Annotated in this window: 13 protein-coding genes; 2 read left to right on the forward strand and 11 right to left on the reverse strand. The window is 70.8% G+C overall.

Annotation, left to right across the window (positions count from 1 at the left end; genetic code table 11):
• The 3 genes from ACFWA7_RS38215 to ACFWA7_RS38225 form a co-directional block, all read right to left on the reverse strand.
• Positions 1-1,021: caspase family protein (locus ACFWA7_RS38215; RefSeq protein WP_385827762.1), on the reverse strand; the 1,021-nt coding region annotated here is incomplete at its 3' end.
• Positions 1,022-1,517: 496 nt separating this feature from the next.
• Positions 1,518-1,700, reverse strand: coding sequence for a winged helix-turn-helix domain-containing protein (locus tag ACFWA7_RS38220; RefSeq protein WP_385538641.1), 183 nt, complete (start codon positions 1,698-1,700; stop codon positions 1,518-1,520).
• A gap of 176 nt (positions 1,701-1,876) precedes the next feature.
• A complete protein-coding gene (locus ACFWA7_RS38225) occupies positions 1,877-2,524 on the reverse strand; it encodes a class I SAM-dependent methyltransferase (RefSeq protein ID WP_385827774.1) in 648 nt (215 codons plus the stop codon).
• A 50-nt stretch (positions 2,525-2,574) separates the two neighbouring features.
• On the opposite strand from ACFWA7_RS38225, the gene ACFWA7_RS38230 reads away from it, so the two are divergent.
• Entirely contained in the window at positions 2,575-2,760 is a 186-nt protein-coding gene (locus ACFWA7_RS38230) for a hypothetical protein (protein ID WP_385827764.1), read from the forward strand.
• Between the two features lie 50 nt (positions 2,761-2,810).
• Here the strand turns inward: ACFWA7_RS38230 and ACFWA7_RS38235 are convergent, their stop codons facing one another.
• Both ACFWA7_RS38235 and ACFWA7_RS38240 read right to left on the reverse strand, forming a co-directional pair.
• On the reverse strand, positions 2,811-3,239 hold the full coding sequence (locus ACFWA7_RS38235) for a MarR family winged helix-turn-helix transcriptional regulator (protein WP_385827766.1): 429 nt from the start codon (positions 3,237-3,239) through the stop codon (positions 2,811-2,813).
• A 94-nt stretch (positions 3,240-3,333) separates the two neighbouring features.
• Positions 3,334-4,215, reverse strand: coding sequence for an NmrA/HSCARG family protein (locus ACFWA7_RS38240; RefSeq protein WP_385538601.1), 882 nt, complete (start codon positions 4,213-4,215; stop codon positions 3,334-3,336).
• A 470-nt stretch (positions 4,216-4,685) separates the two neighbouring features.
• Here ACFWA7_RS38240 and bla point away from each other — a divergent pair, with 470 nt between their 5' ends.
• Positions 4,686-5,615 (forward strand): class A beta-lactamase, encoded by a 930-nt coding sequence (gene bla, locus ACFWA7_RS38245; protein ID WP_385538603.1) that lies wholly within the window; start codon positions 4,686-4,688, stop codon positions 5,613-5,615.
• 213 nt (positions 5,616-5,828) lie between these two features.
• On the opposite strand, the gene ACFWA7_RS38250 is transcribed toward bla, so the two are convergent.
• The 6 genes from ACFWA7_RS38250 to ACFWA7_RS38275 form a co-directional block, all read right to left on the reverse strand.
• A complete protein-coding gene (locus ACFWA7_RS38250; protein ID WP_385827768.1) occupies positions 5,829-6,347 on the reverse strand; it encodes a hypothetical protein in 519 nt (172 codons plus the stop codon).
• 187 nt (positions 6,348-6,534) lie between these two features.
• Positions 6,535-8,538 carry a PE-PGRS family protein gene (locus ACFWA7_RS38255; protein ID WP_385827770.1) on the reverse strand — a complete coding sequence of 668 codons (2,004 nt, stop codon included), beginning with the start codon at positions 8,536-8,538 and terminating at the stop codon, positions 6,535-6,537.
• Positions 8,535-8,780, reverse strand: a complete 246-nt coding sequence (locus ACFWA7_RS38260) for an RICIN domain-containing protein (protein ID WP_385827776.1) — start codon at positions 8,778-8,780, stop codon at positions 8,535-8,537. Before ACFWA7_RS38260 ends, ACFWA7_RS38255 begins: the two co-directional genes overlap by 4 nt.
• Positions 8,735-9,118 (reverse strand): helix-turn-helix domain-containing protein, encoded by a 384-nt coding sequence (locus tag ACFWA7_RS38265; RefSeq protein ID WP_385538609.1) that lies wholly within the window; start codon positions 9,116-9,118, stop codon positions 8,735-8,737. Before ACFWA7_RS38265 ends, ACFWA7_RS38260 begins: the two co-directional genes overlap by 46 nt.
• Before the next feature lie 101 nt (positions 9,119-9,219).
• Complete coding sequence (locus tag ACFWA7_RS38270) at positions 9,220-9,795, reverse strand: hypothetical protein (protein ID WP_385538611.1); 576 nt, start codon at positions 9,793-9,795, stop codon at positions 9,220-9,222.
• A gap of 270 nt (positions 9,796-10,065) precedes the next feature.
• Complete coding sequence (locus ACFWA7_RS38275; RefSeq protein WP_385827772.1) at positions 10,066-11,139, reverse strand: pyridoxal-phosphate dependent enzyme; 1,074 nt, start codon at positions 11,137-11,139, stop codon at positions 10,066-10,068.
• Between the last annotated feature and the right edge of the window lie 126 nt (positions 11,140-11,265).

Consider the following 11,265-nt stretch of genomic DNA (forward strand, 5'->3'; position numbering starts at 1 on the left):
TCCTCGCGGGGCGGCCGGGGTGGGTCTGGGCCAGGACGCGGCCCAGGCGGGGGGTCTTGCCGGACCCCGGCGCGCCGGTCCCCGCCAGCGGTGCCCCCGTCGCCCCGGGCGCCGCCCGCACCCAGGAGGCGATCCGGGCCAGGGCGTTCGTCCGCCCCACGAAGAAGTCACCCGGCTCGGCGGCGTGCGCGACGCCACGGCCGCGCGGCTCGAAGTGGTCGCGGTGCTCGTGCCGCAGCCGGGCCACACCCACAGGGTCGAAGGTGTCGCGCGGCAGGTCCGGCACGTATCGGTGGTTCGGGAAGAAGCCCTCCGTCTCCGCCGTCCGGTGTCCCGCGTAGAAGGGTCCGCCAGTTGTCCCGTAGTCCGTGAGGTGGCGGTGCACGGCCTTGAACACGTCGGCGACGGGGAGGTAGCGCTGCCGCGGCCCGGCGTACGGGTGGGTGAGCGCGTACGTCCAGGCGTCCACCAGGGACACGGCGCCGTCGGTGTTCCGGCTGTACGTGACCAGGTGGTACGCGCCGTCCTGGAGCTGCGTGTGAACGTGGGGAACAGCCCATCCGGCCGCCGCGTGGTCACCGGCTTCCGCCGCGCACACGTCGAGAACGGTCAGGATGCTTCCCACACCGCTGTCGGCGATCATGGCAGTGAGGTCGTCGGCGGCCAGTGACGTGTACGCGCGCCCCGGTTCGCTGTCGGAAGCGAGCAGATGGAGACGCGGCCCGTCGCCGGAGCCGTGGCCGGCGAAGTACACGACCAGCACGTCGTCCGGCCCGAGCCGGGCTTCCCTGGTCCAGCGCACCACACCGGACCGCAGCTGTTCGACGGTGGGAGAGGTCCCGAGTTCGAAAAGGACGCGCTCGTACCCGAAGTCCGCGAGCAGGCCGGCCACACGTTCCGCGTCCGCCCCGGCGCCGGGAAGGTCCGGCAGGCGCGGTGAACGGTACTGGGAGACACCGATGGACACCAGGTAGCGGCGCCCCGCATCCGTGCTCCGACGGCCCGCTTCGCCTCCGTTCACGCCAGTCCCCTCGCTCCGGCACGCGCGCGGAGGCCGCTTGCCACCGCCCCCTGCCGCTCCTGACGTCCGCGCCCCACTCCCCGTGGGCGGACAGCCGCCGCTGTAGGTCCGACCTTAGGGGAAACAGCCTGGCTGCTGCGGCACTTCGCCGGGAACTCACCCTTCGGGCCGGGGGCTTGACTGTGCACGTGCCACTCGCCCGGCCGGGTACCGGTCGGTCCCCGGCGACGAAGGCGGCGCCGAGCTCCCGCTCCCTTGTTCGCCCTGGTGTCGGCAGAAGAGTTCGGGCTGACAGCTTCTGGCGTGTTCGGCGGGTAACCGGGCTGGTGCTCCAGCTCGGCGCCGCAGGACGTCTCGGGCGCTGCTCACCCCTGCCTCCCGGCACGGGTTGCAGCGGCCGCCGTACCCGCCGTACCCAAGGCCGCCGCGTCACCCCGACAGGTCCTCCCGCGGCGAGCGAGACGCCCCTCCGGGCGCGCCCGGCCGCGCCGATCGCTCACCCGGCGGTGCCTCGCGGCGGTTCCAGGCCGAGCGGTGTGCAGCAGCGCCAAACGGCCTTGCCGTCGCGCTGGGTGGCGATGAGGCGGGCGTCCCGGAGGGCCTTGGCGTGCTCGGAGGCGGAGGACTTGCTGATGCCCAGCTCCTTGGCGATGTCCGACGTACTGCGCGGGGAATTCAGCGGCCCCCGGCACGGTCGCGCTCGGCTTCCGGCGCATGTTCAGGACCGACGCCATCCGTTCCGGCCCTGCGCCCTGCCGCGGGCAGTGCGCCCTGAGCGTGAGCCGCCGCCTGGAGCCGGACGGCTCCCCGTCCAGCAGGTCGGATGCGGTCACGCGTTCGCTCAGACAGCCCTGCCTAGGCTTTACGGGCGAGCAGTTGAACCTCCTGGAACTGCCGCCGGTCAGTGGGCTGAGGCTCGCGAACCATCCGGGCCACCTCGGCCAACCCGGACTCACGCAGCATCGCGGCGAGGTGATCAGGCCACCACCGATAGGCCGGCGCGACGGTGTGATCGAAGACCTGCGTCGGGTGAGAGGGGTCGTCGCTTGCCGAAAAGCCGACCAGAAGGTGGCCGCCAGGTGCCAGCACACGATGGAACTCCCCCAGGATGGCGGGGAGTTCCTGCGGCGGCGTATGGATGATTGACCAGCGAGAGAGTACGCCGCCCAGCACGCCGTCAGCGATGTTCAACGCGGCCATCGAGCCCACGTCGAACCGCAGGCCCGGATAGGCCTGTCGAGCCAACTTGATCATCGCAGGAGAGGCATCAACACCAGACGCCACCAGCCCCAACTCGTCCAGATAGGCGGTGATATGGCCAGGCCCACACCCCAGGTCCGCGACCCGACCGTCCCCCTTCGCGCGTACGGCCTCGGCGAAGGCACCCAAGATCGCACGGTCCAGGGGACTGCCACGCAGCGTGTCGCGGAACAGCTGCGCATAGGTGGCGGCAGCAGCGTCGTAGGCCTCGCGAGTAACACCGAGGGCATCATGTTCGACCATGCTCACGACAGTAGTTCCTGACGCCGAGCGGAGCTGCGAATTCCCGAGCCTTGCACGTCACGCCCCAGACAGCCTGGACGACAGAGGTCGCAGGCCCGCGCGCCGAGCCGGCCGCACTCAAGGCGTTCTGGGCCCTTGGCTCCGGGACCCGGGTGGAGCTCTACTTCACCGGCGGACTGGCGCTGACGCTCGCCGCGATCGGTTACGCACGACAGCGGACAGCGCAGACGCGCTGAGCGCACGGCGGCGGCCTCAAGCCGTCAGTGCGCCAGCGCTGGTTGGGAGGTCAGCGCAGACGTCCGCCGGTGATCGTCGCCGTCTCAAGGTTGTGGCTCATGCGTTCCAGGACTTGGACGGCTGTGCGGTACTCGTCCAGGGAGACGCCGGTCGTGGACAGCTCGCGGAACGCGTCGACGCGTACAGCCACGTCGGCGAGGTGCCGGCGACCACCAGGTGTAAGGGCGAGCCGGCCTGGCACGGGACGGTGGGCCCAGCCGTCGGAGAGCACGGTGCCGATGGCTGCGGTCAGCGTGGAGATGTCGGCGTTGGCGGCGAGGGCCGACAGAACCTCGGTGTCGGTGGCCTCGGGGGTGTCCTGGATGACGTTGAGAACCTGCCAGGCGATCCGTGTGAGGCCGAACTCCTCCAGCATGCCGTTCATGTAGCAGGTGAGGGCCTTGTCGGTGCGGTTGAGCCAGTAGCCGATCGGTTTCATGACTGTGTTCTTTCAGTGGTGGCCGTGTTCCCTGCCTCGTCCGGGCAGGCGTGGTGGGTTGCCTCCACCGGCACGGCGGTACGGGTGGAGGATGTCACCGAGGCGTGGGGGTGTGGGACAGGAGGGCGGGCCAGTCCTGGGCGACGGCCCAGTCGGTGAAGCTGTGCCAGCCCACTTCGGGGTAGTCGCGGCGTAGCCCGGTGACGTCGACGTCGAGGCCGACGGTGGTGAAGTACTCGAACATGGCTGCCAGGTCAGCCGATCGGGTCCGGACGTAGGCCAGGGGTACTTCCTGGTGGGTGACCGGGCAACCGATCGCGGTGGCGAGGATCTCCGCCATCTGTGCGGGAGTGCGCTCGTCGGAGGCGATGTCGATGCGGTGGCCGGCGAAGTCGTCACGGCGCTGGAGGACCAGCGCGGCGAAGGCGCCGATGTCGGCGGCGGGGATGAGCGTGAGGGGCTGGTGGGCAGGCATGGGCCAGGCGAAGGTGCCCTCGCGCAGCCCGTCGAGGGTCCAGCCGCCGGCGTAGTTGTCCATGAACGCGGCCGGGGCGATCACGGTCCAGGGCACCTGGGCCGCGCGCAGGTGCTGCTCGACCAGGTGCTTGCTCTGGTAATGCGGGACGCCGGTGTCCCGGTCGGCGTGGGCGGCGGAGGTGAACACGATGTGTCCGAGACGGGCCAGTGCCGCCGCGTCGACGAGGGCCTTGCCCTGTCGGATTTCGGTGGCGGTGTCGGTGCCGAACGGGGTGGTGACCGCGAAGAGGGAGTCCGCTCCGGTGAGGGCGGCCTCCAACGAGGGAGCATTGTCGAAGTCGGCGTGGCGTACCTCGGCACCGAGGCTGCGCAGGGCGTCGGCGGCAGGTGAGTCGGGCTGGCGGGTGAGCGCGCGTACCTGGTGGCCGGCTGCCAGCAGGGCGCGGGCGGTGGCCCCGCCCTGGGCTCCGGTGGCTCCGGTGACGGCGATGGTGAGCATGGTTCCCCCATAGGGTATATAGCTGCGTGAAGCATTAATTGCGTTACGCAGATGATAGCTCAAATCGCTGCGCCGCGCAGCAATCGGGAAGGTGACCCGGGCGACGGAGTCACGCCGGGTAGCGCACCTTGTCGTCCGCACCGCGCTTGCGGGCCTGGCCGTTGGCGAAGTCGACCCGGGCCTGGGAGATGGACACATCGTCTACTTCCCGCACCTGGTCCCGACGGGTGCCACACCCCGGTGATCCGGGTCAGGGGACGCTCCCGGGGCCGGGTCTCGGTGGCTGCCCTGTGCCGGCACACCCAGGGTCCCGTCCACCCTCGAAGCGCGAACACCTCACCGCCTCTCGGTTGCTGACCTGCGCCACCGTGCGGGAGGGACGGTGATCGGGTTCCGCGGGCAAGATCGGGGCATGTGCCTTTCATCCCTGATAAGCACCGATTTCCCCGGCAGCACCCGGAGGTTGGACCATGCAGTACTCACGCGGACGACGTACCGCGCTGGGCGGGCTCGCCCTGCTCGCCACTCTTCCTCTGGTGGCCTGCACACAGGCCGGCGGCCAGGCGTCGTCACCGGCGCCGCCCACCGGGACGACTCGGCCGCAGACGAACGCGAAACCGCCCGTGGCCGATTTCAAGGAGCTGGAGCGCAAGTACGGTTCACGGCTCGGGGTGTACGCGGTGAACACCGGCGACGGGCGCGAGGTGGCCTACCGCGACGGCGAACGTTTCGCCTACGCCTCCACGTTCAAGGCACTCGCAGCCGGGGCCGTCCTGCGGAAGTACTCCCTGGACGGCATGACCAAGGTGATCCATTACTCCAAGGACGATCTGGTGGCCAACTCGCCCGTCACCGAAAAGCACGTCGAAACCGGAATGACGTTGGGCGAGCTGTGCGACGCCGCCGTGCGCTACAGCGACAACGCGGCCGGGAACCTGCTGTTCGACGCGCTCGGCGGACCCAAAGGGCTGGAGAACGCCCTCAGGGAGACGGGCGATGCGGTGACCCGCGTCGAGCGCCGCGAGCCGGAGCTGAACCAGTGGGCCCCCGGCACCGTACGGGACACCACCACGCCCCGCGCACTGGCCCAGGACCTGCGCGCGTTCGTCCTCGGCAACCGCCTCGGCACAGCCGAACGCGCCCAGCTGACGCGCTGGCTGCGGACCAACACCACCGGAGACGAGCTCATCCGGGCCGGAGTCCCCAAGGGCTGGACGGTCGGCGACAAGACCGGCGCGGGCGGCGTCTACGGCATCCGCAACGACATCGCCGTGGTGTGGCCCCCCGACGCGGCGCCCCTCGTCATGGCGATCCTGTCGAACCGCGGGACTCAGGACGCCGACTACGACAACAAACTGATCGCGGACGCGGCGGCCGTGGTTTCCCGAGCGGTGTCGTAGGCGGAAGCCCGCCCGGGGCTCCGGGTGCCTGTCGCCGAGTTGACGCCGATGTGGTGGAACACCGGCCACACGGGCGGAGGTGGCATTCGAAGACCTCGATGAACAGAAGCGGGCCGCCGTCCTGTGGCGGAGGCGTCAGAACGTGTCGAAGAGTCACCGCGTGGGTGTGGGCCGGTCCTTGAGGCCGGCCCACGTTCTCCTTCGGGTGCTCTGTCAGCAGCTGGTGTCCCAGCCGCCGCCCTGGTTGCTTCCGTCGCTGTAGGCGTGCCAGTCGGAGTCGAAGAACACGCTGCAGCCGGACTGGTTCCGGAACCAGGCGCGGACCTGGTACTTCTTGGCGCCGCCCGTGTGGTCCAACGTGAGGTCAAGGGTCTGGGCGTGGTCTTCGTGGCCGTACCCACGGGTGTCTCCGTGGTAGTAGGCAACTCCGTTCTGGTCGACCAGGTCGACCGCGAGCCACCACGCTGATGTGCCGCCCAGCCCAGAGGCGCTGATCACTGCGTACGTCGAGTACTTGCAAGGGTCGTACACCAGGTAGACCCATGCGGCATGCGACCTGTCGACTTGGACCTTGCGCTCCCCCGGCATGGGATAGGGAGCGCCGCATGCCTGCGTGTGGACGGCGGCGGTACTCGTGCTGATCGACACGGCGCCCAGGCCGAGTACGGATATGGCCATGACCAGGAGCCGTACCAGGTTGCGTCCGCGCAGCGACAGATCGTTGATGCGCATGCGGCTTCTCTCCGGGAGCAGATGGAGTCCGAGAAGGCGGTGGACCGCCCTCACCAGCCACGACGGCATCAGCGTGACAGCCCGCACGGCAACGAAAGCCCTGCTTGGACGACCCCGGATGACCTTGGCACAGTCCCAGCCCTTCGGAGAGGCCGGTGCGGCGGACTGCAGCCCTCGGTACACCGGCTCACGGCCCCGGTGCGGCACCGGCCGGGTGCTGGATCCGCTGGAGCATCTGTTCCATGACGGGGAGCGGCAACGCCGGGTGCTGGGCCGCCGTCTGTGCGGTGTCGGTGTCCCGCAGCAGCCGGGTCAGCACCCGTGCGGGCAGTCCGGGGTGCCGGGCAGCCGCGTGACGCACGCTTCCGTGCGGGTCGTCGAGCAGCCGTACGGCCGACGCGGGCGTCAGCCGGGGGTCGGTCGCGGCCCGGAACCGTACTTCCTCGGCGGCGTCCCGGCTGAACCGCTCGACCAGGTCGGCCGTCGACTCCGGGTCGTCCAAGGCGAGTCGACGCATCCGCGGGTTCGGGTCGGCGGCGTGGCGGAGCAGGTCGCGGCGGGGGAAGTTCGGGTGGCTGTAGGGGCGACCGGGGGTGCTGAGGCTGCCGGTCCACCACTGCCACACCCGAAGCAGCATGTCCGCGGGCGCGTCGTCGCAGGACTCGGCGAGGAAGAGCTGCACGACATGGTCCTCGTCGCGGGCCAGGCGTTCCACGACGTCCGGCGGTAGGTGCCTGGCCCGGGCGACGCTTCTGCGTACGAGGGGGTGGGAAGAGGCGGCGAGGCGGCGCACGGCGCCGGGATCCTCGTGCAGCGCCATGACCCAGTTGAGCGGGGAGTGGTGGATGTGCGGATCGAAGGCGATGTCGATGGCCGCCCGCTGTTTCTCGGTGAGCTCGGGGCGTTTGGAGACCTCGAAGCGAACGGATTCGTCGGGGTCCTGGGCGAGGAGCACGACCAGGTCCGGGTCCAGGCGCCGGTTGCCCGCGAGGGAACGGCGTTGGGCGGGATCTCCGTGCTGGGCCAGGTGTTCGGCGAGGCCGCGCTCCAGGAGACAGACCTGCACCACATAGTCTGCGAGTTCCTCGGAGCCGAAGACCGATCGAGGCATCGGGTGATCCAGGTGGTGCTGGATCAACGCCACGACGCGGACCTTGCCGTCGGGGTCGTCGCGAAGCGCCTTCCGGGCCCGGCCGTCCAGATGAGGCCAAGCCTCCGGGCAGGCCGCAGCCCGTACGGACGGATCGGCGTCGGCGGCGAGGGTGGTGAGTACGCGTACGGGCAGTCCGGGAAGGCGAGCAGTCACTCTACGGACCCGTGCGGAGGGGTCCGCGGCGAGCTGCTCGTAGGCGGTTCCGGTGAGTTCGGCGCCCCGCTCGCCCGCGAGCATGGTGAGGATCCGCCGGCACCGGGCGTCCTGTTCGCCCAGGATCAGGCGAGCCCACTGCTGGGGCGTGATGTGCGGCTGGAACTCGGCCAGCAGCTGGCGTACGTTCCGGTCCGGGTGGACCATGGCCGCCTCGACCACCGCTGTCGGCACCTGGCGGGCCAGGACGAAATGCGACCAGCCCAGGAGGCCGACGCGCAGGTCATCGGGGGTGGCCGGGTTGAGGGCCAGCCCATGTGCCCACATCTCGCGCAGTCTCTTTGAAGGCCCCGGTCCCTGAAACAGCGCCGCCCAGGCAGCGTCCCGCTCCCGAGGGGTTTCCCGGACCGCCGCCTGCGCGGCTGCCTCCTGCCGCTCTCCGACGCGGTCCAGCGTGACGAGCCAGACCTCGTACTCCTCGGTGGTCACCCCGATCAGGGTGTTTCCGTCCGCCGAGAGGGTGACGAACTCCGGCTGCCCTGGCCGCTCGCCGAGGACTCCGGCGAGGTCCCACCGACCCGTGAGCCTCACCCGCGTCCAGAAGTGGGGCGGACAGTCCGTCCAGCCGCCGGCGACGTGAATGAGGAATACACCGTCCTCGCCGATGAGCCCGTTGTCGGCCGCGAGCCGGTGCCACAGTGCGTTGAGCTCGGCGACCAGGTCGGGCACGTCCAACCGTACGGCCGCGGTCGGCTCGGCACTGCCCGAGACGACCGGTCGCCAGGCGACTTGGGGCGACACTACGTCCTCGGTCCGCCAGTCCCCCACGACTTCCAGCCCCGCGCGTTGCAGCAGCTCTGACAGCTTGCCTCTCCCACCCGTCATGGGAACCCATCCTGCCCGAGGCAGCGCACCGCGTCCTTGCTGTTGCGGTTGTACAGCATGAAGTGACTGTTTCCGTTCGGGTCGAAGAGGAGCGCCCCGTGCTGGTCTTCCCAGCGTGTGCCGCGGTTGTGGTCGCAGTCGGCCTGCGCGGCCGTGCCGGTCCCGCGGGCCGCCAGGAACAGCCCGCTGTCGGAGTTCACCAGCTGTACGTCGCTCCACCCGCCGGCGGTGTACCGCAGCATTCAGTGCTGGTCCGCCCAGTGTGAGAGGTGAGGCCTCGCCGGACCAGGATGCGGTGCACGGTGGTGGGCACGACCGTGACACCCCGCAGCCGCTGGAGATCGGCAGCGAGCCGGGCGGGCCCATGCTTGGTCTGCCGCCGCGGAGCCTCCACGAGGTCGGCGATGTGCTCCGCAGTGCGGGCCGGGCTCGTAACCGGGCGCGAGGAGCGGTCCAGCAGGCCGTCCTGGCCGTGCGCTCGCCATCGGGCGTACCACTTGGCCGGGCAGCGTCGGGAGATCCGGGCTCCGCCGCGACGTGCGGGACCGGCCGTCCGGCATGGATCCGCAGGCACAACCACCGCGCCCCTCGGGGGTCAGCGGCGCGTTGCGGTGCCCCCTTTTGCTGGCGCCCCGGGGCTCGGCACAGCTGCCCGCGCGGGAGTCAGGAGGTGCCTGGGCTCTAAGCAAGCTCCCCCTCGCGGATGAGCACACCGCCTACTTCCACGTCCTCGGTGGCGATCCGTGGCTGCCCGACGCCGTGCTTGTGGGGTACCCAGCGGAAGAGTTCCTCCACCGCTGGCAGGATCAGACCGGGCCGGCGTTGCAGCCGTTCCATCAGGTGCCGTTGGGTGAGCAGGGCGTACATCATGTTGGCCGTGTTGTTGCACACCGCGTGCCAGCCGTTGAGGCCCATGAGGGTGGCCAGGGCCAGAAGCTCTTCCTCATCGATCCGTCCCGCACTGACGGCGGCCACCATCGTGCTCATCACGTCCTGCCGCGGCTCAGCACGACGCTGTGCCGCCAGTTGACGGAAGTAGTCACGGGCGGCTTGCTTGGCTTCCTCGGCCCGTAGCGCCTGAGCCTCGTCCGAGGCCCTTGTCAGGACTGTCTGCGCCCAGTCCCGGACACGAGGCCGGTCCGCGGCGGGGACGCCGATCACCTCGCCGATCATCGCCAGGGCGAAGGGCGAGATGACGTGGTGCACGAGGTCGGCGGACGGGCCCGCGGCTTCCAGCTCCAGGCACAGCTCGTCCATGAGGAGGCCGGCGCGCAACCGCAGACGGACCACCCGCGTCTCGAACTGCGCGGTGAAACCCAGATGCTGAAAGAGATGACGGGCGAAGACTTCCGCGCGGCGCGGCGCGGCGCGGGCAGGGCAGGGCCAGGACCAGCGGGTGGTCCCCGTACGGGATGAGCAGCGGCGGGAAGAACAGCTGACCGGCCGCCAGTTCGTCGCCCAGCCGGCGACGTGGTCCGTCGCGCACCCCGGCCCTGTCGTACCAATCCCGTGACCGTTGTGCCGGCGTCACCGCGCCCTCCCCTCCCGGACGCCCTCCACGGCCGGCCGGCCGTGCGGCGGCCGGTGCTCCACCGCCGTCGCCTCGACCGCGTGCGCGATCCGCACCGGCTCCAGCCCCTGCCGCTCACGCCACTCCGCCGCGTACACGGTGTCGAGGTAGCGGTCGGCGCCGTCCGGACACAGACAGGCAACCTCCCGGCGCGGGGGCTCCGTACGGAACAGCCGCAGTGCCGCGGCGATCAACGCGCCCGAACTCCCGCCCACCCCCAGGCCGGTGGCCGCGGACAGCCACAGGCAGGCACTGACCGCCTCCCGGGGGCTGACCGACACGGTGGGCCGGTGTCCCCCGGGCAGGAACGCGGAGGGCCGGCTCGCCCCGATACCGGAGAGCACTCGTGGGCCGGCCGCGCCCCCGAGGGCCGCCGAGCCGGCCGCATCCACGCCCACCAGTTCCCAGGCCGGCCGGATCGCGGCCGCATAGTCGCGGAAGCCCGCCAGCGTGCCACCCGTGGAGACCGCCACCAGGACGCTCATCGGCCGCCCCATGGTCTGGGCCCACAGCTCGGGGGCCGTCCCCCGGGCGTGGACCCGGGGGCTGGCCGGGTTGGCGTACTGATCGGGCCAGACCAGCCGGGGCTCGGTCCGCAACCGCTCCCGGATGTAAGCGATCCGGCTGAGCAGATACCCGCCGGAGCCGTCCGGCCGGTCTATGGTGACCACCCTGCCGCCGAGGGCGCGTACGGCCGCCACGACCGACGCACTGCTCCGGGGATCCACCACCGCGGTGAACGGGACCCCGTGCGAGGCGGTGACCGCCGCGAGCGCGAGGCCCAGGTTGCCCGACGTGGACTCGATGATGCCGACCCCCGGGTCCACCCGGCCCGCGATGTCCTCCCACAGGGCGAGCGCGGTGCGGCCTTTCACGGAGCCGTGCGGACCGTGCGACTCCAATTTGAGCCACAGGTTCCTGGGAAGCCCGTCGACGGAAACCGTCACTTTCACCACCGGAGTGGGCAGCAACGCCCGGCTTCCGCCGTCGCTCGGCGACGAATGCGCGGAAGTGTCCACGAGGTCCGCCAAGACGCCTCCTCGATGGCCGGGCGGTGTGCGGCTAGGGCCTGTGTGATGTCGTGATCAGTTCCTGGGTTCTACCCTCTTCGTGGGGTGGAACCCGGTATGACTGTGGCCGTGACGCGCAGGCAACTC

Origin of the sequence: Streptomyces sp. NPDC059994 (assembly GCF_042737755.1) — a bacterium.
In the GTDB taxonomy this organism is placed as follows: Bacteria; Actinomycetota; Actinomycetes; order Streptomycetales; family Streptomycetaceae; genus Streptomyces.

Excerpts from the sequence above, each read along its gene's own strand:
- ACFWA7_RS38225 (WP_385827774.1), bottom strand. The coding sequence starts at position 2,524 with ATGGTCGAACATGATGCCCTCGGTGTTACTCGCGAGGCCTACGACGCT.
- ACFWA7_RS38235 (WP_385827766.1), bottom strand. The coding sequence starts at position 3,239 with ATGAAACCGATCGGCTACTGGCTCAACCGCACCGACAAGGCCCTCACC.
- ACFWA7_RS38240 (WP_385538601.1), bottom strand. The coding sequence starts at position 4,215 with ATGCTCACCATCGCCGTCACCGGAGCCACCGGAGCCCAGGGCGGGGCC.
- bla (WP_385538603.1), top strand. The coding sequence starts at position 4,686 with ATGCAGTACTCACGCGGACGACGTACCGCGCTGGGCGGGCTCGCCCTG.
- ACFWA7_RS38250 (WP_385827768.1), bottom strand. The coding sequence starts at position 6,347 with ATGCGCATCAACGATCTGTCGCTGCGCGGACGCAACCTGGTACGGCTC.
- ACFWA7_RS38255 (WP_385827770.1), bottom strand. The coding sequence starts at position 8,538 with ATGACGGGTGGGAGAGGCAAGCTGTCAGAGCTGCTGCAACGCGCGGGG.
- ACFWA7_RS38260 (WP_385827776.1), bottom strand. The coding sequence starts at position 8,780 with ATGCTGCGGTACACCGCCGGCGGGTGGAGCGACGTACAGCTGGTGAAC.
- ACFWA7_RS38270 (WP_385538611.1), bottom strand. The coding sequence starts at position 9,795 with ATGGACGAGCTGTGCCTGGAGCTGGAAGCCGCGGGCCCGTCCGCCGAC.